General features: G+C 64.5%; 21 protein-coding genes and 1 tRNA gene. 10 read left to right on the top strand and 12 right to left on the bottom strand.

Annotated elements, in window-relative coordinates; translation table 11 throughout:
• Nucleotides 1–29: 29 nt before the first annotated feature.
• The 5 genes from cpdR (at nucleotide 30) to JI59_RS01310 (ending at nucleotide 3,658) form a co-directional block, all read left to right on the top strand.
• Entirely contained in the window at nucleotides 30–404 is a 375-nt protein-coding gene (cpdR, locus tag JI59_RS01330; RefSeq protein WP_038576773.1) for a cell cycle two-component system response regulator CpdR, read from the top strand.
• A 99-nt stretch (nucleotides 405–503) separates the two neighbouring features.
• Nucleotides 504–578, top strand: a tRNA-Val gene (locus JI59_RS01325).
• 245 nt (nucleotides 579–823) lie between these two features.
• On the top strand, nucleotides 824–2,047 hold the full coding sequence (locus JI59_RS01320; protein ID WP_007014790.1) for an NADP-dependent isocitrate dehydrogenase: 1,224 nt from the start codon (nucleotides 824–826) through the stop codon (nucleotides 2,045–2,047).
• Nucleotides 2,048–2,193: 146 nt separating this feature from the next.
• Nucleotides 2,194–3,264: a PA0069 family radical SAM protein gene (locus JI59_RS01315; protein WP_007014789.1), complete on the top strand. Its 1,071-nt coding sequence runs from the start codon at nucleotides 2,194–2,196 to the stop codon at nucleotides 3,262–3,264.
• Between the two features lie 112 nt (nucleotides 3,265–3,376).
• On the top strand, nucleotides 3,377–3,658 hold the full coding sequence (locus tag JI59_RS01310) for a hypothetical protein (RefSeq protein WP_007014788.1): 282 nt from the start codon (nucleotides 3,377–3,379) through the stop codon (nucleotides 3,656–3,658).
• A 39-nt stretch (nucleotides 3,659–3,697) separates the two neighbouring features.
• Here JI59_RS01310 and JI59_RS01305 read toward each other — a convergent pair whose 3' ends face one another.
• From JI59_RS01305 to JI59_RS01280, 6 genes are all read right to left on the bottom strand, one after another.
• Nucleotides 3,698–5,296, bottom strand: a complete 1,599-nt coding sequence (locus JI59_RS01305; RefSeq protein ID WP_007014787.1) for a long-chain fatty acid--CoA ligase — start codon at nucleotides 5,294–5,296, stop codon at nucleotides 3,698–3,700.
• 101 nt (nucleotides 5,297–5,397) lie between these two features.
• Nucleotides 5,398–9,003 (bottom strand): DNA polymerase III subunit alpha, encoded by a 3,606-nt coding sequence (gene dnaE, locus JI59_RS01300; protein ID WP_038575349.1) that lies wholly within the window; start codon nucleotides 9,001–9,003, stop codon nucleotides 5,398–5,400.
• A gap of 136 nt (nucleotides 9,004–9,139) precedes the next feature.
• Nucleotides 9,140–9,628, bottom strand: coding sequence for a glutathione peroxidase (locus tag JI59_RS01295; protein WP_007014785.1), 489 nt, complete (start codon nucleotides 9,626–9,628; stop codon nucleotides 9,140–9,142).
• A 104-nt stretch (nucleotides 9,629–9,732) separates the two neighbouring features.
• Nucleotides 9,733–10,017, bottom strand: coding sequence for a hypothetical protein (locus tag JI59_RS01290; protein WP_007014784.1), 285 nt, complete (start codon nucleotides 10,015–10,017; stop codon nucleotides 9,733–9,735).
• Nucleotides 10,018–10,133: 116 nt separating this feature from the next.
• Nucleotides 10,134–10,853 (bottom strand): ABC transporter ATP-binding protein, encoded by a 720-nt coding sequence (locus JI59_RS01285; protein WP_052117813.1) that lies wholly within the window; start codon nucleotides 10,851–10,853, stop codon nucleotides 10,134–10,136.
• On the bottom strand, nucleotides 10,846–12,087 hold the full coding sequence (locus JI59_RS01280) for a lipoprotein-releasing ABC transporter permease subunit (RefSeq protein ID WP_007014781.1): 1,242 nt from the start codon (nucleotides 12,085–12,087) through the stop codon (nucleotides 10,846–10,848). The genes JI59_RS01285 and JI59_RS01280 overlap by 8 nt, the downstream gene beginning before the upstream one ends.
• A gap of 295 nt (nucleotides 12,088–12,382) precedes the next feature.
• On the opposite strand from JI59_RS01280, the gene purF reads away from it, so the two are divergent.
• From purF to JI59_RS01265, 3 genes are all read left to right on the top strand, one after another.
• Nucleotides 12,383–13,831, top strand: a complete 1,449-nt coding sequence (gene purF, locus JI59_RS01275; RefSeq protein ID WP_007014780.1) for an amidophosphoribosyltransferase — start codon at nucleotides 12,383–12,385, stop codon at nucleotides 13,829–13,831.
• Nucleotides 13,832–13,839: 8 nt separating this feature from the next.
• Nucleotides 13,840–14,571, top strand: a complete 732-nt coding sequence (locus tag JI59_RS01270; protein WP_038576768.1) for an SDR family NAD(P)-dependent oxidoreductase — start codon at nucleotides 13,840–13,842, stop codon at nucleotides 14,569–14,571.
• 84 nt (nucleotides 14,572–14,655) lie between these two features.
• Entirely contained in the window at nucleotides 14,656–15,000 is a 345-nt protein-coding gene (locus JI59_RS01265; protein ID WP_007014778.1) for a PilZ domain-containing protein, read from the top strand.
• Nucleotides 15,001–15,032: 32 nt separating this feature from the next.
• Here JI59_RS01265 and JI59_RS01260 read toward each other — a convergent pair whose 3' ends face one another.
• Both JI59_RS01260 and JI59_RS01255 read right to left on the bottom strand, forming a co-directional pair.
• Nucleotides 15,033–16,340 carry an SAM-dependent methyltransferase gene (locus tag JI59_RS01260; protein ID WP_038575347.1) on the bottom strand — a complete coding sequence of 436 codons (1,308 nt, stop codon included), beginning with the start codon at nucleotides 16,338–16,340 and terminating at the stop codon, nucleotides 15,033–15,035.
• Between the two features lie 55 nt (nucleotides 16,341–16,395).
• Nucleotides 16,396–17,805: a cryptochrome/photolyase family protein gene (locus JI59_RS01255; protein WP_007014776.1), complete on the bottom strand. Its 1,410-nt coding sequence runs from the start codon at nucleotides 17,803–17,805 to the stop codon at nucleotides 16,396–16,398.
• A 41-nt stretch (nucleotides 17,806–17,846) separates the two neighbouring features.
• Here JI59_RS01255 and JI59_RS01250 point away from each other — a divergent pair, with 41 nt between their 5' ends.
• The gene (locus JI59_RS01250; protein ID WP_007014775.1) at nucleotides 17,847–18,554 is read left to right on the top strand and encodes a phosphatase PAP2 family protein; all 708 of its coding nucleotides are present in this window, start codon (nucleotides 17,847–17,849) and stop codon (nucleotides 18,552–18,554) included.
• Between the two features lie 106 nt (nucleotides 18,555–18,660).
• Here JI59_RS01250 and JI59_RS01245 read toward each other — a convergent pair whose 3' ends face one another.
• Together JI59_RS01245 and JI59_RS01240 are read right to left on the bottom strand one after the other, a co-directional pair.
• Complete coding sequence (locus JI59_RS01245) at nucleotides 18,661–19,704, bottom strand: 2-oxoacid:ferredoxin oxidoreductase subunit beta (RefSeq protein ID WP_007014774.1); 1,044 nt, start codon at nucleotides 19,702–19,704, stop codon at nucleotides 18,661–18,663.
• 3 nt (nucleotides 19,705–19,707) lie between these two features.
• Nucleotides 19,708–21,654 carry a 2-oxoacid:acceptor oxidoreductase subunit alpha gene (locus JI59_RS01240; RefSeq protein WP_038576765.1) on the bottom strand — a complete coding sequence of 649 codons (1,947 nt, stop codon included), beginning with the start codon at nucleotides 21,652–21,654 and terminating at the stop codon, nucleotides 19,708–19,710.
• 250 nt (nucleotides 21,655–21,904) lie between these two features.
• On the opposite strand from JI59_RS01240, the gene JI59_RS01235 reads away from it, so the two are divergent.
• On the top strand, nucleotides 21,905–22,387 hold the full coding sequence (locus JI59_RS01235) for an RNA pyrophosphohydrolase (protein WP_007014772.1): 483 nt from the start codon (nucleotides 21,905–21,907) through the stop codon (nucleotides 22,385–22,387).
• A gap of 90 nt (nucleotides 22,388–22,477) precedes the next feature.
• Here JI59_RS01235 and JI59_RS01230 read toward each other — a convergent pair whose 3' ends face one another.
• Nucleotides 22,478–23,020, bottom strand: coding sequence for a tetratricopeptide repeat protein (locus tag JI59_RS01230; RefSeq protein ID WP_007014771.1), 543 nt, complete (start codon nucleotides 23,018–23,020; stop codon nucleotides 22,478–22,480).
• Between the two features lie 13 nt (nucleotides 23,021–23,033).
• The gene (locus JI59_RS01225) at nucleotides 23,034–24,206 is read right to left on the bottom strand and encodes an RsmB/NOP family class I SAM-dependent RNA methyltransferase (protein WP_007014770.1); all 1,173 of its coding nucleotides are present in this window, start codon (nucleotides 24,204–24,206) and stop codon (nucleotides 23,034–23,036) included.
• Between the last annotated feature and the right edge of the window lie 8 nt (nucleotides 24,207–24,214).

The following is a 24,214-nucleotide window of genomic DNA, read 5'->3' as shown; positions in this document are numbered from 1 at the left end:
ACGACATGGAAATACGGGACGACAAGGCGATGATCCGCATCCTGCTAGCCGAAGACGATGAGGCGATGCGCACCTACCTGGCACGGGCATTGGAAAATGCCGGATACGATGTGGTTGCCGTCGATTGCGGCACGACCGCCCTGCCCCACCTGGAGACCGAGACTTTCGACCTGCTGCTTTCGGACATCGTCATGCCCGAGATGGACGGCATCGAACTGGCGCAGCGCTGCGCCGAGGTTTCGCCGATGACCAAGGTCATGTTCATTACCGGTTTTGCTGCCGTCACCCTGCGCGCCAGCCGCGAGGCACCGCAGGCGAAAGTCCTTTCCAAACCCTTCCATCTTCGCGATCTTGTGATGGAAGTGCAGCGGGTTTTCGGCCTTCCCGAGCACGCTCGACTTTAATTGAAAAATTCCTGCCAAAGCGTCTTGCATCACCGGAAACATGACGCTAGAGGGCCAGTCCTCCGAGCGGGAACGCCCGCAAGGAGCTCTGGACGGAATGGGCGTATAGCTCAGTGGTAGAGCACTATGTTGACATCGTAGGGGTCGCAAGTTCAATCCTTGCTACGCCCACCATTCCCCAGGCCTGATGGCTAGAAACCCGTCGCGAAAGCGGCGGGTTTTCTGCTTTCCGGGACCGGCTTTCCAGCCGCTGCACCTCGCCAAGTCGGGCCGCCCGGTGCTTCGGCACCTCTCCTGAAGGCAGGATCAACGCCCCCGCGCCGTCAAACTGGCGCCAAAATGCCGTTCCTTGCCTTGCTAAGCGCCCACCCTCTCCTTAAGAGACGCCCAAATTCTCATCCCCAGGGGAGCTTTCAAGCATGGCAAAAATCAAGGTAGCAAATCCCATCGTAGAGATGGACGGCGATGAAATGACCCGGATCATCTGGGAATGGATCCGCGAGCGTCTGATTCTCCCCTACCTCGACGTCGACCTCAAGTACTACGACCTCTCGGTCACCAAGCGCGACGAGACCGACGACCAGATCACCGTCGACGCCGCCAACGCCACCAAGCAGTATGGCGTTGCCGTGAAGTGCGCGACGATCACCCCCGACGAAGCCCGCGTCGAGGAATTCAGCCTCAAGAAGATGTGGAAGTCGCCCAACGGCACGATCCGCAACATCCTCGGCGGCGTCGTCTTCCGCGAACCCATCGTGATCTCGAACGTTCCCCGCCTGGTTCCGGGCTGGACCGACCCCATCGTCGTGGGCCGTCACGCGTTCGGCGACCAGTACCGCGCCACCGACACCCTGATCCCTGGCCCCGGCAAGCTGCGCCTCGTCTGGGACGGTGAAAACGGCGACAAGATCGACCTCGACGTGTTCGACTTCCCGGCGCCGGGCGTCGCCATGGCCATGTACAACCTCGACGAATCGATCCGCGACTTCGCGCGCGCTTCGTTCAACTACGGCCTCGGCCTGAAATGGCCGGTCTACCTGTCGACCAAGAACACGATCATGAAGGCCTACGACGGCCGCTTCAAGGATCTGTTCCAGGAAGTGTTCGACACCGAAGGCTTCGCCGAGAAGTTCAAGGATGCCGGCATCACCTATGAGCACCGCCTGATCGACGACATGGTCGCCTCGGCGCTCAAGTGGTCGGGCAAGTTCGTCTGGGCCTGCAAGAACTACGACGGCGACGTGCAGTCGGACACCGTTGCACAGGGCTTCGGCTCGCTGGGCCTGATGACCTCGGTCCTGATGGCGCCCGACGGCAAGACCGTCGAAGCGGAAGCCGCCCACGGCACCGTCACCCGTCACTACCGCCAGCACCAGCAGGGCAAGTCGACCTCGACCAACCCGATCGCCTCGATCTTCGCCTGGACGCGTGGCCTCATGTACCGCGGCAAGTTCGACAACACGCCGGACGTCGTGAAGTTCGCCCAGACCCTCGAGCGCGTCTGCATCGAGACCGTCGAAAGCGGCGCGATGACCAAGGACCTCGCGCTGCTGATCGGCCCCGAGCAGAGCTGGATGACCACCGAGCAGTTCTTCGAAGCCATCGTCGAGAACCTCGAGAAGGAAATGGCCTCCTGGGCCTGACCTTTACGGTCCATGGATTCGGGCAGCTCCGGCTGCCGAAACAAGAAGAGCCCTCCCCCACGCGGGGAGGGCTTTTTCTTTACCTGCACGTCATGCGGCGCAGGTAGCGCCATTGACTTTTGTTCTCTTTATGTTCACATCGTGGCATGCAACCTCTAAAGGGAAGAGGCGCTGCCAGCGGGGCGCCAAGCTCTCGCTTCAACCTGCCCGGACGGGAAGCCGACGGGGACTGGCTCGACAGCGTCGCCGACATCGACGGCCCTCCCCGCAACCCGGCCACGAGCGTGACCGAGGAGCATCCCCGCACGATCCTGTCTTTCAACAAATCGCCGGATATTCCCTTCGATCGCTCGATCAATGCCTATCGCGGCTGCGAACATGGCTGCATCTACTGTTTCGCGCGGCCCAGCCACGCCTTTCACGACCTTTCGCCCGGCCTCGATTTCGAAACCAGGCTCTTCGCCAAGCCCGATGCGGCAAGGCTCCTGCGCACCACGCTGGCAAAGCCAGGCTATCGGCCGGCACCGATCGCGATGGGAACCAATACCGATCCCTACCAGCCGATCGAGGCGCACTACCGCATCACGCGCGAGATCCTCGAAGTCTGCCTGGAGACGCGCCACCCGGTGACGATCACCACAAAGTCGGACCGGGTCCTGCGCGATCTCGACATCCTGCGCGAGATGGCGCGATTCGATCTGGTGGGCGTGGGCATTTCCGTAACCAGCCTCGATGCCCACCTCTCGCGCCTGCTGGAACCTCGGGCGGCCACCCCGGCCAGGCGAATTGCCGCGCTGGGCAAGCTGGTAGAGGCCGGAATCCCCGCCCATGTCTCGATCGCTCCGGTAATCCCGGCGATCACCGACCAATTCCTGGAGGCGATACTGGAAGCCGCGGCAGGGCAAGGCGTGCGCGGCGCCATGTGGATCATGGTGCGCCTGCCCCACGAAGTTGCGCCGCTGTTTCGCGAATGGCTGGAAGTGCACTTCCCCGAGCGAGCCTCCAAGGTCATGACGACGATTCGCGAGATGCGCGGCGGCAAGGACAACGACCCGCGTTTCTTTGAGCGCATGCGCCCCAGCGGCGTGTGGGCCGATCTGTTCCGCAATCGCTTCCGGCTTGCGGCCAAACGGCATGGCTTCGGCCCGCCGGATGTCCATCTGGACTGCTCCGGTTTCAAGGCGCCCGACGCAAGCGGACAGTTGTCGTTTCTCTAGGCACGTTTCGTCCCTGATCAGGCTCGATTCGACGCAGGACATGTCAGTTTTGAAACAACTCGATGGGTGGCGAGTTCTTCGCTGCAGACAAGGAATTCAAAAGGAGGTCTTCATGGCCGAAGAATACACCACCACCGAAACCACACGCGAAACGTCGCAAGCTCCGCACACGACTGTAATTCACGAAAAGAGTTCTTCCAGTGGAACCGGCATCGTCATGGCGGTCATTGTCCTCGTCGCGGTTATCGGCGGGATTTACCTGTTCAGCCAGACATCGAGCAGCGAAGCAGCCAAGGACAACGCCATCGCCAATGCTGCGAACAGCGTGGGCAATGCGGCCGAACAGGTCGGCGACGCCGCCGAGACCGCTGCCGGCAACGCGGCCAACCAGTAATTCGAGCCGAGGCGGCTGCCCGCCTAGCGGCCGCCTTCGTCATACCGGCAGCGTGTAGTCCTTGTATTGCACGCGAAGGTCCTTCTTGCTGATCTTTCCGGTGCCCGTATGCGGCAGGGCATTCACCAGTTCCACCGCATCGGGCAGCCACCAGCTGGCGACCTTGTCGCGCAGGAATTCGCGCACGTCCTCACCGCGCAGACTGCTGCCACCGCGCGGCACGACGATGAGGAGCGGCCGTTCGTCCCACTTGGGATGCGCAATTCCGATGGCCGCCGCCTCGACGACGTCCGGGTGCCCCACCGCGGCGTTTTCCAGTTCGACCGAGCTTATCCATTCCCCGCCCGACTTGATGACGTCCTTGGTGCGGTCGGTCAGCCTGACCGAACCGTCCGGCATGATCGCCGCCACGTCTCCGGTATCGAACCAGCCCTGTTCATTCGCAGCATCTTCTTCCGCCTTGAAATAGCGCCTGATCGTCCAGGCCCCGCGCACTTGCAGCGCGCCCGAGGCCTTTCCATCGTGAGGCAGCGGCGTTTCATGGTCATCGAGCGAAACGATGCGCACTTCGCTGCCATAGACCACCCTGCCCTGCAGGCACTTGCGATCGACCTGTTCGTCGAACGACAGCGTGTCCCAATCGGCCCCTTCGTAGGAAACCGTCGCGATCGGCGAAGTCTCGGTCATGCCCCAGGCATGACCCACCCGCACACCGCTGCGCATCAGCCGTTCCACGACGCTGCGCGGAAAGGCAGCACCGCCCGATATGGCGTAAGCGATCGGCGGCATGTCCTTGCCCGTCTCGTCGAGGTGCTGGAGAAAGGCGAACCAGACCGTCGGCACGCCGGCGACATGCGAAACCCGCTCCTGCTCGATAAGCGCGCAAAGCGCCGACGGATCGTTGACCTGGCTATAGACCAGCTTCGCCCCGGTCGCCGCGCAGCCCCAGGGCATGCCCCAGTTGTTGGCATGGAACATCGGCACGATGGGTAGAACGCACGATCGCGGCTCCAGCGCCAGGCACGACGGGGCGATCATCGCCAAGGTGTGCAGCATGTTCGAACGGTGCGAATAGAGCACGCCCTTGGGGTGCCCGGTCGTGCCGCTGGTATAGCACAGCATGCACGGATCGCGCTCGTCTCCCGGCGCCCAGGCCGTCTCGCCGTTCTCGGCACCGATCCAGTCGTCGAATGCGGGCGCATGCTCGGGCGAATCGAAGCAGATGTAATGCTCGATCCCCGGACACAGCGGACGCAGGCGGTCGACGATGGGCTGGAATGCTGCATCATAGATCAGCACCCGGTCCTCGGCATGGTTGATGATGAAGCTGAGCTGGTCGTCGAAGAGCCGCGGATTGATCGTGTGCAGCACGCAGCCGGCTCCGGGCGCGCCGTACCAGGTAACGAGATGGCGCGAGTGGTTCATCGCCAGCGTCGCGACCCGATCCTGCGGCTGCATGCCAAGGCGCCGCAAGGCCTGCACCATCTTCAGCGCATCGCGCCGAACTTCCCGCCAGTTGGTGCGGGACTGCTTTCCATCCGCCCAGTGGGTGACGATCTCGCGCTCGCCATGTTCCCGCGCGGCATGGTCGATCAGACCCGTGACCCGCAGCTCCCAGTCCTGCATCGCACCCAGCATCGGCTCTCCTCTCTGCGGCTGTGCCTTTGCGCACTTATGCTTTGAGACAGGAGGGTAATCATCGGCGCGGCACTAGGCCATAGCAAACCGACCTTTGCAAATCAGGCCGCGCGGCGCAGCCCTTCCGGGCCGCGGCGGGCAGTCAGCGAAATGTTGGAGAGGCCATCGATCGTCGCGAGCTGCTCGGCAAATTCGCCGTCGAGCGCGAAGTCACGGCCCAGCCGCACTTTCTGCTCACGTCCGTTGCCCAGCTTGAGGTTGGCGATGACCTCGCCCCCGCCAGGCGATCCGGGACGCATCAGCAGCGCCAATTCCTGCACCGCCTCCACCCGGTCGATGTCGAGCCGCAGCAGCATGCGCGCATCGGCTTTCACTTCGGCCAGTGGCCGCGCCCCGCGCACCGTAACCCGGGGAGGCTCGTCCGCGCTCGGACTGTCCAGTTCGACGTTGAGCAGGACGCAAGTGCCTTCCTTCGCCCACTTCACGAAGTTCTCGACCAGACTTTCCTCGAAGCACGACGCGGAGAAATTGCCCGACTGGTCCGAGAAGTCGGCCATGACGAAATCCTTGCCCTTGCGGGTCTTGCGCTTCTGCACGTTCTCGACAAGCGCAGCCATGACTGCGCCGGATCGTCCGCCGCCGCCCGAGCCGCCGGCGATCAGGCTGGCGTGCGTGCGCGCACCATTGGCCGAGGCCACCGCGCGGAACTGCTCGACCGGATGGGCGGCGAAGTAGAAGCCGAAATTCTCGCGCTCCTTGGCCATCTGGTCCATCCGGCTCCAGGGCTCGGCATCGACGAGACGCAGCCCCGGCTCGGCGTGATCGTCGCCGCCGAACAGCCCCGCCTGCCCGCTCGAACGGCTGCGCGAGGCTTCATCGGCAACGGCCAGAAGCAGGTCCGCATTGGCCAACACCTTCGCACGGTTCGGCTCCAGGCTGTCGAGCGCACCGGCCGCGCCCAGGCTTTCAAGCTGGCGGCGGTTCATCGATCCGGCCGGAGCGCGCTTGAACAGGTCGTGCAGGCTGACGAACTTGCCGTTCGCCTGACGCTCCGCAACGATCGCGTCCATCGCCTTTTCACCGACGTTGCGGATGCCTGCCAAGGCATAGCGCACGGCGTGGCTGTCGTGGGTTTCCTCGACGATGAATTCCGCTTCCGACATGTTGATGTCGGGCGCGGCCAGTTCGATGCCGTTGCGCCGCGCATCGTCCACGAAGATCGCCAGCTTTTCCGACTGGTGCATGTCGAAGCACATGGCCGCTGCATAGAATTCGTGCGGGTAATGCGCCTTCAGCCAAGCGGTATGATAAGCGAGCAGCGCGTACGCGGCTGCGTGCGACTTGTTAAAGCCATAGCCGGCGAACTTGTCGATCAAGTCGAACAGTTCGTTGGCCTTGGGCTCGTCGATGTCGGATAGTTCCTTGCAGCCGGCCACGAAGCGGGCACGCTGCTTGTCCATCTCCTCCTTCTTCTTCTTGCCCATCGCGCGGCGCAGCAAGTCTGCATCGCCGAGCGAATAGCCCGCCAGGATCTGCGCGGCCTGCATGACCTGCTCCTGATAGACGAAGATGCCGTAAGTTTCGCCGAGGATGCCCTCGAGCTTCTCGTGCGGAAACTCGATCTGCTCCAGCCCGTTCTTGCGGCGGCCGAAGAGCGGGATGTTGTCCATCGGGCCCGGTCGATACAGCGAGACGAGCGCGATGATGTCACCGAAGTTGGTCGGCTTCACGGCCGCCAGGGTGCGGCGCATGCCCTCCGATTCCAGCTGGAACACGCCGACCGTGTCGCCGCGCTTGAGCAGTTCGTAGACGGCCGGATCGTCCCAGCCGAGGCTCGACAGGTCGATCCTGATCCCCCGCCGTTCGAGCAGGTCGCAGGCCTTGCGCAATACCGACAGGGTCTTGAGGCCGAGGAAGTCGAACTTCACGAGCCCGGTATCCTCGACCGATTTCATGTCGAACTGGGTGACGGGCATGTCCGAACGCGGATCGCGGTAAAGCGGGACCAGCTTTTCCAGCGGGCGGTCGCCGATGACGACGCCCGCCGCATGGGTCGAGGAGTTGCGCGGCAGGCCCTCGAGCTGCACGGCCAGGTCGACCATGCGGCGCACTTCGGGATCGGTGTCGTATTCGCGGCGGAACTCGGCGACCGGCGGGTCCTTGGTGACGCCGTGTTCCTTGCGGCCGTTGAGCGCCTCGGTGAGGTTCCACGGGTCGGTCGGATGGTTGGGCACCATCTTGCACAGCGAATCGACGCGGCCGTAGCCCATCTGCAGGATGCGCCCGCAGTCGCGCAGCACCGCGCGGGCCTTCATCTTGCCGAAGGTAATGATCTGCGCGACGTGGTCGTGGCCGTACTTGCGCTGGACGTAGCGGATCACTTCGCCGCGCCGGGTTTCGCAGAAGTCGATATCGAAGTCAGGCATCGAGACGCGTTCCGGGTTGAGGAAGCGTTCGAAAAGCAGGCCCAGCCTGAGCGGGTCGAGGTCGGTAATGGTCAGCGCCCAGGCGACCAGCGAGCCGGCACCCGAACCACGGCCCGGGCCGACCGGAATGCCGTTGTCCTTGGCCCACTTGATGAAGTCGGCAACGATCAGGAAGTAGCCGGGGAAACCCATGCCGATGATGATCTGCGTCTCAAAATCGAGGCGGTCGGCATAGGCAAGGAAGTCCTCGCTCACGCCCTTTTCGCGCAGGGTCTCGTAAGCCGCCTTGCGCTCGTCGCCCTTGAAGGCCAGCGCCTCGTCGAGTTCGTCCTCGCTGACGTCGGGCCAGTAGGGCAGCAGGCGCCGCGCAAGGCCGCGCCGGGCATCGTCGACCAGCATCCGCGCCTCGCCTTCGCGGTCGCCGGCAAGGCTTGGCAGAAGGGGCTTGCGGCGCGGCGGCGCAAAGGCGCAGCGCTGGGCGACGACCATGGTGTTGGCGATGGCTTCCGGCAGGTCCGCGAAGAGTTCCTGCATGACATCGACCGGCTTGACCCAGCGCTCGGACGAAGAGCGCGGCCGGTCCGGTGCATCGACCTGCGTGGAGTTGGCGATGCACAGCATGCCATCGTGCGCGGAATGAAAGCTCGCCTCGGAATATTGTGCCGGGTTCGACCCGACCAGCGGAATGTCGCGCTCATAGGCAAGCGCGATCAGGTCTTCCTCGGAGGCATCCTCCTCGGGCTCGCCGGTGCGGGTGATCTCTATGTAGAGGCGGTCGCCGAACAGGCCCTGCAGGGCATCGCAGTAGCGCTCCGCCGCCTCGGGACGGTCGTCGGCATAGAGCCGCGCCAGCGCACCCTCGTTGCCGCCGGTGAGGCAGATCAGGCCATCGGTATGGCCGCGCAGCGATTCCAGTTCCACATGGGGATCGAGTTCCAGCGGTCGGTCGAGGTGGGCGCGGCTGACGTGGCGGCACAAGTTGAGCCAGCCATCCTCGTTCTGGGCGAACAGCGCCAGCCAGTCGATCGGCAGGTCCTGCCCCTGCGCAACCGCCCCCGGACGGGCGACGGCGAGAAAGGTCCCGACAACGGGCTGCACCCCTGCGTCCATGCAGGCACCGGCGAAAGTCGGGGCGCCATAGAGACCATTGCGGTCGCAGATGGCGATGGCCGGAAACTTGCGCTCCTTGGCCAGCTTGGCGATCGCCTTGGGGTCGATCGAGCCGTCCAGCATCGTGAAGCTAGAGAAGATGCGAAGCGGGACGAAAGGCGAGAACGGCATGATGGGAATTTAGGCATCGCGCGCCCGCGCGATCAAGGCCGCGCTGGGGACAAAGCGGGGGATAGCGCCCATTGCCGCGGCGCAAATTGCCGGCCTTGCCCCGCCCCCGCGCAATCGCGGAAGGGGCCCTGCCGGATCAGAGCAGCGCTTCGATGTCCTTCGCAAGGCCCTCGGGCTTGTCGGTCGGACCATAGCGACGCACCACCTTGCCTTCGCGGTCGACCAGGAACTTGGTGAAGTTCCACTTGATCTTCTTCGTGCCCAGCACGCCGGGCGCTTCGGCCTTGAGCCAGTCGAACAGCGGATCCGCGCCCGGGCCATTGACTTCGATCTTGCCCATAAGCGGAAACGAGAGACCGAAATTGACCTCGCAGAATTCGGCGATCTCATCGGCCGAACCCGGTTCCTGGCCGCCGAACTGGTTGCAGGGAAAGGCGATCACTTCGAACCCGCGGTCGCGGTACTTCTGCCAGAGCGCCTCAAGACCCTTATACTGCGGGGTAAAGCCGCACTTGCTTGCCGTGTTGACCACCAGCAGGACCTTGCCCGCCTTGTCGGCAAGGGCCAGCTTGTCACCATTGGGAAGCGTCGCATTGAAATCGGCGATGGTCTTCAAGGTCGGCACCTCGCTGTCTGAACTCGCTTTCAAGGAATTATCTTCGCAGGCTTACCCGCAGGCTGCAGCGAGACCGACCGGCAATGCGGGTCGGCCTCACCGTGCAACCTGCGTCAGTCCGGGGTCTTGGGAAAGTCCGCGCGGCGGAAAAGCGCGCGAATCTCGCCGATGGAAAGACGGTGATCGCCTTCCTTCTGGATCGCGTATTCCCTCTGCTTTTCTTCGGGCAGGTCCATCACGAAGTCGATCAACTGGGCCACGGTGCCACGGCGGATCGTCTTGAACCGGTGGAACAGACCGCCCCCATCGGCGCACTTGTGCAGTTCCGCCGAATCGTTCCAGCCGAAACCGCGCGGCGCCTCCGGTTCACCCTGGATCGTGGAGGGAGAGTCGCTCATCTGCGTGGTCCTTTCGTTTTCCCTGTGGTTTTCTTTCAACTTGGGCATTTGCCGCGGCGAAATCAACGAGGATCCTCACTGCGTCCTGCAATGATGCCGGCCCGGTCATTGCAGCGTTATTGCAGGACGCCGTCATGCAGACGCACGACGCGGTCCATGCCCTGCGCCAGCCTCTCGTTGTGGGTGGCGACCAGTGCGGCGCTGCCCTGCCCGCGCACGAGGCGCAGGAACTGGTCGAAGACCTTGTCGGCCGTCGCCTCGTCGAGGTTGCCGGTGGGTTCGTCGGCCAGCACCAGCCGCGGCCTGTTGGCCAGCGCTCGGGCCACTGCGACGCGTTGCTGTTCGCCACCCGAAAGCTTGCTCGGGCGATGCTCGAGGCGTTGTCCAAGGCCAAGTGCGCCGAGCAGCTCGCGCGCGCGCTCCTCGCATTCCTCGCGCGGCTTGCCGGTGATCAATTGCGGCAGCACGACGTTCTCGATCGCGTTGAAGTCGGGCAGCAGGTGGTGGAACTGATAGACGAAGCCGATGTGATCGCGGCGCACCCAGGCGCGTTCGTCCTTGCCCAGTTTCGAGGCATTGATCCCGGCAATCTCGATATGGCCGCCGAAGCCGCCTTCAAGCAGGCCGATGGCCTGCAGCATCGTCGACTTGCCCGAGCCCGACGGGCCCAGCAGCGCCACGATCTCGCCGGGGCGGATCACAAGGTCGACGCCGCGCAGCACGTCGATAGTGACGCCGCCCTGCTCGAAGCTGCGCGTCAGCTTCTCGATACGCACGACCGGGGCGCCGCGCTCGGCGCCGACGTGCGGTTCCTGGACATTCACGGGTTCATTCATAGCGCAGCACCTGCACGGGATCGGTGCTCGCCGCCTTGAAGGCCGGGTAGAGCGTGGCAAGGAAACTGAAGGCGAGCGCCATCAGGCAGATAACGGCGATCTCCACCGGATCGGAGCGGGCCGGCAATTCGGTCAGGAAGCGGATCGAAGGGTCCCACAGGTTCTGTCCGGTGACGATTTCCACGAGATGGACGATCGGCTGGCGGAAATAGAGGAACACGAAGCCCAGGATAACGCCCGCCACCGTGCCGAGCGCACCGATGCAGAAGCCCGTGGTGACGAAGACCTTGAGCAGCGATTTTCGCGTCGCCCCCATCGTGCGCAGGATCGCTATGTCGCGCGTCTTGGCGCGCACCAGCATGATCAGCGACGAGAGAATGTTGAACACCGCGACCAGAACGATGATCGAGAGCACGACGAACATCGCCACGCGTTCCACCGCCAGCGCCTCGAACAGCGAGGCATTGATCGTCTTCCAGTCGGTGACGATGGCCTGCCCGGCCAGCTTGCGCTCAAGCGGGGCAAGGATCTGGTCGACACGGTCGGGATCGGTCGTGGTCACTTCGATCATGCCGATCGAATCGCCGGTCAGCAGCAACGTCTGCGCATCCTTCATCGGCATCACCACGAAGGCCTTGTCGTAGTCATAAACGCCGATCTCGAAGATCGCGGCGACGCGGTAGGCGATCTGGCGCGGCACGGTGCCGAAGGGGGTCGAGCGGCCTTGCGGATTGATCACGGTAATCATGTCGCCCACTTGCGCGCCAAGGTTCTGGGCGAGCTGGGAGCCGATCGCCACGTTGTTGCTGCCGGGCTCGAGTTGACCGAGACTGCCGGCCTTCACCTTGTCGCGAAGCCGGACGATGTCCTGGTCGGTATTGCCGCGTACGAGGATCGCTTCGACCCGGCCGTTGAAGCTGGCCAGCAGCGGCTGCTCGATCAGCGGCGTGGCGCGGGTGACGCCGGGCGTCTTGCGCACGTCCTCAAGGACGTTCTGCCAGTTGTCGAGCCTGCCGCCATAGGCCTGGATGATGGCGTGGCCATTGAGGCCGACGATCTTGTCGAACAGCTCTGCGCGAAAGCCGTTCATGACGCTCATGACGATCACCAGCGCCGCCACGCCGAGCATCACCGCGGCAAGGCTGATGCCCGCGACGAGCGCAATGAAACGCTCGCCCTTGCCGGGCAACATATAACGTTTGGCGATAGTCCATTCGAAGGTGGAAAGGATCAAGCGACGGGTCCGTCTGTGATCGGGTCAATGCGCAGCTGGCATTAAGGACATGAACAAAGGCTTGCAAGCCACGGGCGAACTTGGCCGGGGACGCGTGACGACACCGGGTTTGTGCCCAACCGACAAGCCCGCTATGGGTTCCCTCGACGAGCGGGTCGCAACGCTGTCATGACCCGGTCACGAAGCGCGCGCAGGAGGCAAAGCTGCACAAGCCTTTCCCACACCCCTTGCAATTGCGGGCGAACCCCGCCAAATGCGCCGCAGACATTGACGCGCCAGCGGGCCGGACGACTCCATGAACCTAACTCACCCCTTTCGAGACGCCGACGGGGACAAGCTGCGCGAAGAGTGCGGCGTTTTCGGCGTGATCGGTGCCAAGGATGCGGCAAATGTTGCCGCAGCCGGGCTCCATTCCCTGCAGCACCGCGGCCAAGAGGCCGTGGGCATCACCAGTTTCAGCGGGACGGAGTTCCACTCCCACCGCGGCCTTGGCCATGTCGCCCAGGTCTTCTCGCAGAAGGAACTGGACACGCTGCCCGGCACGATGGCCTCCGGCCATGTGCGCTATTCGACGACCGGCGGATCGGGCCTGCGCAACGTGCAGCCCCTCTTCGCGGACCTCGCCGCTGGCGGTTTCTCCATCGCCCATAACGGCAACATCTCCAATGCGATGACGCTCAAGCGCGATCTCGTGTCGAAGGGTTCGATCTTCCAGTCGACTTCCGACACCGAGGTGATCATCCACCTCGTCGCGACCAGCCGCTATCCCACCCTGCTCGACCGCTTCATCGATGCGCTGCGCATGGTCGAAGGCGCCTATTCGCTGATCTGCATGACTTCCGAGGGCATGATCGCCTGCCGCGATCCGCTCGGCATCCGCCCGCTGGTCATGGGCCGCCTCGGCGATGCCACCGTGTTCGCCTCGGAAACCGTCGCGCTCGATGTGATCGGTGCGGAATTCACCCGCGCAGTCGAACCCGGTGAGCTGGTCCAGGTCGACCACAAGGGCACGATTTCCAGCCACCGTCCCTTCGGCAGCCCCGCCCCGCGCCCCTGCATCTTCGAACACGTCTATTTCAGCCGCCCCGATTCGGTGATGGACGGCCGCTCGGTCTACGGCGTGCGCAAGCAGATCGGCGTCGAACTGGCCAAGGAAGCGCCGGCGCCTGCCGACATCGTGATCCCGGTGCCCGACAGCGGCGTCCCCGCCGCGATCGGCTATGCGCAGGAATCGGGCATTCCCTTCGAGCTGGGCATCATCCGTTCGCACTATGTCGGACGCACCTTCATCCAGCCGGGTGACGCTGCCCGCCATGCTGACGTGAAGCGCAAGCACAATGCCAACCGCGCCCTCGTGGAAGGCAAGCGGATCATCCTGATCGACGATTCGATCGTGCGCGGCACCACCTCGCTCAAGATCGTCGAGATGATGCGCGATGCCGGCGCTGCCGAAGTGCACATGCGCATCGCCAGCCCGCCGACCAGCCACTCGTGCTTCTACGGCGTCGATACGCCGGAGCGTTCGAAACTGCTCGCCGCCAAGATGGACATCCAGGCCATGGCCGAGTTCATCAAGGCCGACAGTCTCGCCTTCGTCTCCATCGACGGCCTCTACCGTGCCGTGGGCGAAGCGAAACGCAACAAGAAGTGCCCGCAGTTCTGCGACGCGTGCTTCTCGGGCGAATATCCGACCAAGCTGACCGACTTCACCGAACTTCGTCCGCAACAGCTCACGGCCGCGTGAACGACAGGATGAGCGATACGGGAAGCGAAAAGCCGTTCGAAGGCCAGATTGCGCTCGTCACCGGTGCCAGCCGCGGCATCGGCGCCGCGACCGCGCAGGCGCTGGCCGCTGCGGGCGCGCATGTCGTGCTCACTGCGCGCGACACCAAGGCGCTCGAAGGCGTCGAGCAAGCGATATTCGAGGCCGGCGGTTCGGCCACGATCGCCCCTGTCGACCTCATCGAGCCCGACGGTATAGCCCGTCTCGCCACGGCAGTCTCACAGCGGTGGGGCAAGCTCGATATCCTTGTCATCAATGCAGCGATCCTGCCGGAGCTGACTTCGGTGACCGATATCGACCAGAAGGCCTTCAACAAGGCCCTGACCACCAATGTGCTGGCTACCCAGGCGCTGATCGCCAATTTCGACCCGCTCCTGCGCAAGAGTGCCGATGCCCGGGTGGTCGGCATGACCACGACGGTGGCGGGCCAGCCGCGCGCGTTTTGGGGCGCCTATGGCGCGACCAAGGCGGCTTTTGAGGTGCTGCTGGACTGCTATGGCCAGGAAACCGCCAAGCTCTCGAAGATCCGCGTCGCTATCGTCAATCCCGGCGCCACTCGCACTGCAATGCGCGCGCGCGCTTATCCCGGCGAAGCGCCCGCTTCGGTCAAGCCGCCCGAAGTGGTGGCCGACCGCCTGGTGACTCTGCTGGGTGAAACATTCCCCACGGGACATCGCGAGACCGTTAACCAGCCGGCTTAAGTCCCCGTTAACCCCCGCCTGCGATCTTTCGGAGTCATTCCGGGCATCTCGCCCGGTTTCCGGCTACGACAGGATGGCTTCTCCATGGTAGGAACGGAACAGGACAAGTACGAGTTCGCCGCTCAGGAAGACCGCAGCGCACATCGCGTGAAGATGAGCATTCCGGCTGGCCTCCGTCCGTCCGGTGGCCGCAGCTTCCAGACAGTCGTGCGCGATCTCTCGCTTTCCGGCTTCTCGGCCACGGCGGTCAGCCGCCTGCACCCCGGCACGCGTTGCTGGATCACCCTGCCGGGGATGGAGTCGCTTTCGGCAAAGGTCGTCTGGTGGGACAATGGACTGACCGGCTGCGCCTTCGAGAACCTGATGAGTCCGATCATTCTGGATAACATCGTATCGCGCTGGTCGGACGATCCGTCCTACCGCACCTGACCTGCCCGGACGCGCGGGCAGCGAAACGACGCTCAGCCGCGCTTGACCAGCGTGACTTGCGCGACGTCGATGCCGCCGCCGCGAAAGCCCCCTTCGCAATACATCAGGTAGAAGCGCCATAGCCGCACAAAGCGCTCGTCGAAGCCGGAAGGAAGCCGGCCTTCCTCAACCGCCGCATCGAAATTGCGCCGCCATTCACGCAAGGTTTTCGCATAGTCGAGACCGAAGCTCGTGCGGTCTTCCCACGATAGCCCGCGTTCCTCGGCCAGTCGGCGGAACTCCGATTCCCGGATCAGCATGCCCCCGGGGAAAATGAAGGTCTGGATGAAGTCCGCGCTGCGCGCATAGCCTTCGAAGATCTCGTCGCGCATCGAGATGAGCTGTAGCCCGGCCCTGCCACCGGCCTTGAGATTGCGAGCGATGCAGTCGAGGAAATCGGGCCAGTACTCGCGTCCCACCGCCTCGACCATCTCTACCGAGACGACCGCGTCGTACTGACCACCCTCATCGCCAAGACCAACGTCGCGGTAGTCCTGCTTGCGAAAGTCGACGGTTCCGTTCTCGATCTCCCAACGCTCGCGCGCATAGGCAAGCTGCGCGTCGGAGAGGCTGATCGCATCGACATGCACGGCCTCGTTACCGGCGATGAAGGCCGCCAGCGTGCCCCAGCCGCAACCGATCTCCAGTACCTTGTCGTCAGGCGCGATATCGAGACGCTCGACGATCGCGGCGACCTTGTTCGATTGCGCCATGTCGAGCCGGGTAACGAACTGGCTCAGGGCATTGGGCCCGTCGTCGGAAGTCGCGAAAATGCCGCTCGAATAGAGCATCGTCTCGCCCAGCCAAGCCTCATAGAAATCGTTGCCGAGGTCATAGTGCGCATGGATATTGCGCAGCGAGCCGGTGCGGGTGTTGCGGTGCAGCCAGTGGACCAGCCGCGTCATCAGCCGCCAGGGACCATGGGCGCGCCCGGAATCGCCCAGCGACAGGGCGTTGTCCATGAACAATGCGAAGAGCGGCACCGGATCGGGACTGTCCCACTCGCCCGCATCCCACGCCTGATACCAGCCGACCGAACCGGCCGTGGCCAGCCGCAGGATCGCACGCCAGGAATTGATCTTGACCACCGCATCGAAGCCGGTGTCGCGTCCTCCCAGCAGGCGGGTTTCGCCCGAAGGCAGGGTGGCAAGGATGGAACCGCGGTCGAGCCCCCTGTCGATCTGGTCGAGGATGCGCCTGACGCCGCCCGTCCAGAGCCGCGCGAACCATTGCGGCCCCACGCCGATGGCGCGGCCGCCTTCCACGAGTTCCTCACCCCTCCCGGAAACTGGCGCGTTCATGTCCTTGATATGAACACAAAGTCACACCGGGGCAATCCACCAGCAACCGTTGCATTCACTCTTTTGCCTTCTCCCATGCGGCAAGCGCCCGCTCCCTGCCGGCGCGATGTTCGATAATTCGGGCGGGATAGTCCCCGGGCCGATACATCGGCCCCGGATCGTGGATCTCCGCATCCGGCAGGTCCGCCAGCTCGGGCACCCATTCACGGATGTAGGCTGCCGCGTCGAATTTCTCAGACTGCGTCAGCGGCGCCATGATCCGCACGAACATGTTGGAATCGACGCCCGATCCAGCGGTCCACTGCCAGTTGACCGCGTTCGAGGCATAGTCGGCATCGACCAGCGTATCCCAGAACCACTGCTCCCCTTCCTGCCAGTCGATCAGCAGGTGCTTGATGAGGAAGCTGGCCGCGATCATCCGCACCCGGTTGTGCATCCAGCCGGTATGCCAGAGCTGGCGCATCCCGGCATCGACGATAGGATAGCCGGTCATGCCCATCTGCCAGGCGCGCAAGTCTTCCTGCGCCTCCTTTCCCGAACGCCAGGGGAAGTGATCGAAGGTATCCCGTGCCGACCGGCTGCCATAGTCGGGAAACTGCACGATCACGTTCTGCGCATAGTCACGCCAGCCGATCTCGCCCAGAAACGTCGCGACCGAGCCGCCCGCCGAGGAGGTTGCATGCCAGACCTGCGCCGGAGAGACTTCGCCGAAGTGCAGGTGCGGCGAAAGGAAGGAAGTGCCCTCCACCGCGGGCAGGTTACGCTGCCCCTCATAGTGAGAGGCGTGATCGGCAAAGGCGCGCAGGCGCTTCTTCGCGCCTTCCTCGCCAGGCTCCCACATATCGCGCATGCCCCCTGCCCAATCGGGCTGTGTCGGCAGCAGTCCCCAGTCATCGAGCGCGTCGGATGCGGGCCAGCTGTCCGGCGAGGCGATGTTCTGCGGGCGGCGCTGCGGCTCCGGCGGGGGCATGCGCTCGATCAGCGCGCGCCAGAACGGCGTGTAGATCTTGTAGGGACTGCCCGAGCCGGTCGTGACCGTTCCGGGCGGGGCAAGATAATTGCCATGGTGCAAGTGCAGGGTCAGCCGCTTGCCGACACTTTTTTCGGCATTGCGCCACCAGGGTTCGTAATGGTGAAGCGCGTGGACTTCGCTTGCGCCGGTTTCCTGCGCCAGCGCGGCCAGGACGTCCTCGCACTTGCCCTTGCGCAGGATCAGCCGGGAGCCTTTCTCCCGCAAGGTAGCATCGAGGCTTGCGAGGCTGTAGTGCAGCCACCAGCGCGAGGCGCCGCCCATCGCCCGGTGCCTGGGCGTCTCGTCGTCGAGGACATAGACCGGCAGGACCGGACCTTGCGCGGCGGCCGCGGCCAGCGCCGCCTGGTCCGAAAGCCGCAAGTCACGGCGAAACCAGACGATGACGGGAGAGTGCGAATTGGCAGACGATTGGGCTGACGATTGGGCTGACATGGGACCGGAACGCGATTGCCTCAGGGACGTTCCGTAACTCTATGGTAGCCGCAGACAATTCCGCAAGCTTTCCGACTTCCAGTTACCGGATCGATCCGCGCAAGGCGCTGATCGCCGCAAGTCTATGCTGGCTCGGCTTCGCCATGATGGTCTGGGCGGTAGAGACAGGCCACATCACCGCCATCGACAAGGCCGGCCTGCTGTTCTGGCGCGACAGCGACTTGCGCCCGGTCGGGCCGACCCGGCTGCTGGAAACCGTCCGCGACGTCACAGCCCTGGGCGGCACCCTTTTGCGCAATCTCTTCGCGCTTTGCGCGGTCGTTGCCCTGCTCTTCCTGAAGCTGCGACGCGAAGCGGCCTTGCTGGCCTTGACGGTGATCGGCGGCCTTATCGCCAACAGCGCGGCCAAGGTCCTGTTCGGCAGGCCGAGGCCGGAAATCGTGCCGCATCTCACCGAGGCCGGCGGAATGAGCTTTCCGAGCGGCCACAGCTTCAACTCCGCGGCCGTCTACATCGCCATGGCCCTTGCCTTCGCGGCGCTGAGCCCAAGGCAATCGGTACGCATGACGGTGATCGGCGGCGCCGTGCTGGCCAGCATGGCGATTGCGTGGAGCCGGGTCTGGCTTGGCGTCCATTGGCCCAGCGACGTTATCGCAGGATGGCTGGGCGGCGCAGGCTGGGCCTTTGCGGCCTCTGCCCTGCTCTATCGGCCCGCGCAGATGACGGCCGACAGGCTGGAGCACGATTGAGCGTGCTGCGGCCATGGTTCGGCGGAAGGTGGCCGCGCGAACGCCGAACTGAAAGCGAAAACGTGGGGGTGAGACCAACCTTTGGGCAGATCTCACCCCGGTGTCATCAGTCCATCAGGCCGTGGGCTGCGTCCTTTTCCTCGACGGTCCAGGTCTGGCCCTTCGAGAGCAGCTTGCCGAGATTGGCGGTCTTGCCTTCGATCAGCTTTGCGCGTTCGGCCACGACTTCGCCTTCGAAAGTCGGGCGCGGATCGTCGTAGATCACGCCCAGCGCCATCGGGAACGGGCCGAAGGGCATTTCGACCAGCATGTGCGCAAGGCCGCGGTTCTTCACGTTGTGAACCGCGACATCGGCTGCCTGCCAGTCACCGTCGACGACATCGACAACCTTGAGGGTCAGCGTAGTGTGATCGAGCGAGAGGCCCTTGGTGCCCTTGGCGAAGAGCAGCGGCTCGCCGTCGGTGCACCAGATCTGGTTCTCGGCCGCGACACCCTTTGCGGTGAAGTCGTCGAAGCGATCCTTGTTGTAGACGATGCAGTTCTGGAAGATTTCGATGAAGGCCGCGCCCTTGTGGGCGTGAGCCGCCTTGAGCACTTCGGGCAGGTCCTTCGAAACGTCGTAGCCGCGCGCCACGAAGCGCGCGCCCGAACCCAGCGCGAAGGCGCAGGGCAGCGCCGGACGGTCGACCGAGCCGACCGGCGACGTCGGCGAGCTGGTGCCGACGCGGCTGGTGGGCGAGTACTGGCCCTTGGTCAGCCCGTAGATCTCGTTGTTGAACAGCATGATCTGGCAGTCGAGGTTGCGGCGCAGCACGTGCATCGTGTGATTGCCGCCGATCGACATGCCGTCACCGTCGCCGGTCACCAGCCAGACGTCGAGCTCGGGATTGGCGAGCTTGATGCCGGTGGCGAACGCCGGGGCGCGGCCGTGGATCGTGTGGAAGCCGTAGCTTTCGACGTAGTACGGGAAGCGGCTGGAGCAGCCGATGCCCGAAACGAACACGGTGTTCTTCGGGTCGGCGCCGATCATCGGCAGGGTGCGCTGCACCGCCTTGAGGATCGCGTAGTCGCCGCAGCCGGGGCACCAGCGCACTTCCTGATCGGATTCCCAGTCCTTCAGCGTGGTCTGGATGGGGGTCATGTCGTTCATGGCTCAGGCCTCCGGGCTCGGGAGCTGGGTATCGTTGACGGGCACTTCGCCTTCGGCATGGCCGGGCACGCCGTCGAAGAAGGACGCGATGGCATCTTCGATCTCGGCGATGGCGAAAGGCTGGCCGCTGGTCTTGTTGAGCGGCACGGCATCGACCAGGAACTGGTCGCGCAGCACGGTCTTGAACTGCCCGGTGTTCATCTCGGGGACGAGCACCTTGTCGAAACCGGCAAGCAGGTCACCCATGTTGGCCGGGAGCGGCCAGACATGGCGGACGTGGATGTGGCTGACGTCATAGCCCTTGCGGCGCGCACGGCGGACCGCCTGATGGATCGGCCCGTAGGTCGAGCCCCAGCCGACGACCGCCAGCCTGCCCTTGTCGTTACCGAGGCAGACGTCCTGCGCAGGCACCGCCGCGGCGATGCCGTCGACCTTCGTCTTGCGCGCGTCGGTCTGGGCCTGGTGCGTCGCGGGCGAATAATCGAGGTCGCCGGTGTCGATGGCCTTCTCGATGCCGCCGACGCGGTGCATCAGTTCGGCGGTGCCGGGCTTGATCCACGGCCGCACGCCGCGCTCGTCGCGCTTGTAGGGCAGGACCTTGCCGTCCGGGTTGTTGGTGTCCTCGAGGAACTTGACCGGGAACGGTTCGAAGGTCGAGGGATCGGGCACCAGCCACGGCTCAGACGCATTGCCGATGTAGCCATCGGTCAGCAGCATGACCGGGGTCATGAACTGGGTGGCGATGCGGCAGGCCTCGATGGCGCATTCGAAGGCATCGGCGGGCGAGCGGGCGGCGATGACCGGCAAAGGTGCGTCGCCGTTGCGACCGTAAACCGCCTGGTAAAGGTCCGACTGCTCGGTCTTGGTCGGCAGGCCCGTCGAAGGACCGCCGCGCTGCGAGTTGACGATGACGAGCGGCAGCTCGGTCATGATCGCAAGACCCATCGCCTCACCCTTGAGCGCAATGCCCGGGCCCGAGGACGAAGTAACGCCGAGCTGGCCGGCATAGGACGCGCCGATGGCCGCGCAGATCGCAGCAATCTCGTCTTCCGCCTGGAAGGTGGTGACGCCGAATTCCTTCATCTTCACGAGGTTGTGAAGGATCGCCGAAGCCGGAGTGATCGGGTAGCCGCCGAAGAACATCGGCAGTTCGGCCAGCTGCGCACCGGCCACGAGGCCGAGTGAAACGGCTTCCGCGCCGGTGATCGTGCGGTAGAGGCCCGGTTCGGAAGGCACAGGATCGATGTGCAGCTTCTTGAGCGGACCGGCCAGTTCGGCGGTTTCGCCATAGGCATGGCCAGCGTTGAGCGCGGCGATGTTGGCGTCGGCGAGAACCGGGTTCTTGGCGAACTTGGTCTTGAGCCAGTTCACCAGCGGCTCACGATCGCGGTCGAACATCCACAGGGCCAGGCCCAGCGTCCACATGTTCTTGCAGCGCAGCGCTTCCTTGTTGCCAAGGCCGAAAGGCTTCACCGCCTCGAGGGTGAGCGCCGAGATATCGAAGGCCAGCACGTCCCACTTGGCGAGGCTGCCATCCTCGAGCGGGCTGGTCTCGTACTTCGCCTTGTCGAGGTTGCGCTTCGAGAACTCGCCGGTGTCGGCAATGACGAGACCGCCGGGCTTGAGCGCCTGGACGTTGGTCTTCAGCGCGGCCGGGTTCATCGCCACGAGCACGTCGGGCGCGTCGCCCGCGGTCGTGATCTCGCTCGAACCGAAGTTGATCTGGAAAGCGGAGACGCCGAACAGCGTCCCCTGCGGCGCGCGGATTTCCGCCGGAAAGTCCGGGAAGGTCGCCAGGTCGTTACCCGCCAGCGCGGTCGACAGCGTGAACTGACCGCCGGTGAGCTGCATGCCATCGCCCGAGTCGCCGGCGAAGCGCACGACGACGGCTTCGGGCGATGCTTCCTGCACGGAAGCCGGCTTTTCCTGTTCGGCTGTAATTGATGCCATCATTTTCCTCTTCGGCTGCGCGCCGGAACTGCTCTTGCCTTTATGCACGTGGGCTTTCCGGGGCCCGGGTGCAATTTAGAAAATCTCTCAGGCGGACAAACCTGTCATTTCCGCAAGAGAACCATAAAAGACGCTAGTCAAGAGCACCGGCATCGGTCATTCTCTGTTTCATGCGTTGCGCGGACCGGCTATTGCAGCATCCCTTCTCTCCCGCCGCACCTCCTCATAACCCACGGAATCCTTATTCTCGATGAACGATTTTTCGTCCCTGCCCTATCGCCCCTGCGTCGGAGTCATGCTCGTCAACGCTGACGGGAAAGTCTTCGTCGGCAAGCGAATCGACACCAAGGAAGGCGACTGGTGGCAGATGCCGCAGGGCGGCGTCGACGATGGCGAGGATCTCAGGGAAGCAGCGCTGCGCGAGCTTCACGAGGAAACCGGCGTGACGGAGCGGCACGTGACGATCCTGAGCCGCACCAGGGAAGAACTGCTCTACGACCTGCCCGACGAACTGCTGGGCAAGCTGTGGAAGGGCAAGTACCGCGGGCAGCGCCAGCACTGGTTCCTCGCCCGCTTCGAAGGCAGCGACAAGGACGTGAACCTGAAGGCGCACAATCCGCCCGAGTTCTGCGACTGGAAATGGGTCGAGGCCGCGCTGCTTCCCGACCTCATCGTGCCTTTCAAGAAGCGCGTCTATCGCTCTGTACTGGAAGAGTTTCGCGCCCTGATCTGAGCGCACTCAAGGCGCGCTATTCCGCTTTGAACATGGGTAGATTCCGACCGTTCTGCTGAAGCGGCTTCAGCGTCGCGGCCACGCGCGCGATCAGTTCTCGCTGACGATGGGCTTGGGCGTCACGGCTTCGGCGGTGACCATGCGCGGGCTCGGGCCCTTGGCGATGGCGGCGGCGAGCTTTTCCGTGGCGGCGCAGGAATTCCCGCAGAGCGTTTCGAGCCGGGCCAGATTGCGGCTTGCCTTTTCGGTCGCGCCCTTTTCGGCCAGCGCCACGCCTTCGCCGGCAAGCGCATCGAGATTGCGGGGATCGGAGTCCAGGACCATGCGGTAATAGTGCACGGCCTTGCCCTGCATTCCGGTGCGGCGGGTGGCATCGGCCAGCGCGACCAGCACCGAGACATTGCCCGGTTCGACGGTCAGTGCCGCTTCGTAGGCATCGATCGCAGCCTGCAGCTTTCCGGTGGAGACGGCGGTGCGTCCTTCGCTCATCAGCTTCGCGGCACGCGGATCGAGCGCCTCCGAGGGTTCGGAGAGGATGGCGCTGGAAGAAACGGCAACGAGAAGCGAAAGAGCAATGGCAGCGGGCGTGTAACGCATCAGCATGTCCTTGGCCGAGGGTTTCGTCCTCATCATGGGGATTACGCTATCATACGCAAGTCATACGTGCGACGAAAAAGCCGTCGGTCCCGTCATGATACGGTGACAGGCGCAGCCCGAAGCCGCGCTCGGATCCGGCGGCAAGCACTGGAATATCGGCCCGCCAGCCGGGATGGCGCGCAAGGAAGCCGCTCGCCTGATCGGCGCCCTCCTCGTCCAGCAGCGAACACGTCACGAAGACGAGGCGACCGCCGGGGCGCACCAGCCCCGCCGCGACATCCAGCAGGCGCGACTGGATCGCGACATAGCGATCGAGCTGCCCGGGCGTGAGACGCCAGCGCGCCTCGGGATTGCGTCGCCAGGTGCCGGTTCCCGAACAGGGCGCATCGACAAGCACCGCATCGGCCTTGCCTCGCCACGGCTCCAGCGCCTCGACCTCGCGGCCGGGATCGAGCAGCACGGTCTCGACCATCGTCACCCCCGCACGCTCTGCGCGCGGAGCCAGTCGCGAAAGACGTGCACGGTCGGCGTCGCAGGCAATCAGGTTGCCCCGGTTTTCCATCGCTGCGGCCAGTGCAAGGGTCTTGCCGCCCGCCCCGGCGCACAAGTCGATCACCGTTTCGCCCGGCTTGGCCGCCACGGCCTCGCAGGTAAGCTGCGAGCCGGTGTCCTGCACTTCGATGGCGCCCATCGCATAGGCATCGGACTGCTCGATGCGGGTCTCGGGCGGATAGCGCCAGCCGTTTGCCGCGACCGTCCGCTCGGCACCTTCCGGCAGGGTCACGCGCCCTGCCCGCAGCGTATTGACCCGAATGTCGAGCGGTGCGCGGTCAAGCAGCGATGCCGCGTCGGCTTGCGACACGCCGCTGGCAGCCAGACGATCCGCCAGCCAGACGGGCGCAACGCCGCCTTCAGCCCTTGGCTCATCCGCTTCGACAGGCGCGGGGGCATGGCGCGATCCGTCGAACAGGGATGCCAGAGCCGGATCCTCGGCAGCGACACGCAACATCGCCGTGCGGCCGGTCTCGGGCACTTCGCCGCAGGCCCGGATTGCCCGGTAGGCCAGCTCGCGCACCGCCCGCCGGTCCTTGCTGCCGGCAAAGCGGCGAGAACGGAACCAGTCGGCGATCAGCCGGTCGGCAGGCGCGCCATTTGCGCGCGCGGCCGTGATCACGAGATCGAGGATCTCGATCGCGGCCTGAACGCGGGCGGCGGGCGTCATCGCCCGCC

The sequence above is a fragment of the Novosphingobium pentaromativorans US6-1 genome (genome assembly GCF_000767465.1).
GTDB lineage: Bacteria > Pseudomonadota > Alphaproteobacteria > Sphingomonadales > Sphingomonadaceae > Novosphingobium > Novosphingobium pentaromativorans.
Note: the sequence above shows the minus strand (reverse complement) of the source record. Positions and strands in the feature narration are given on the sequence as shown.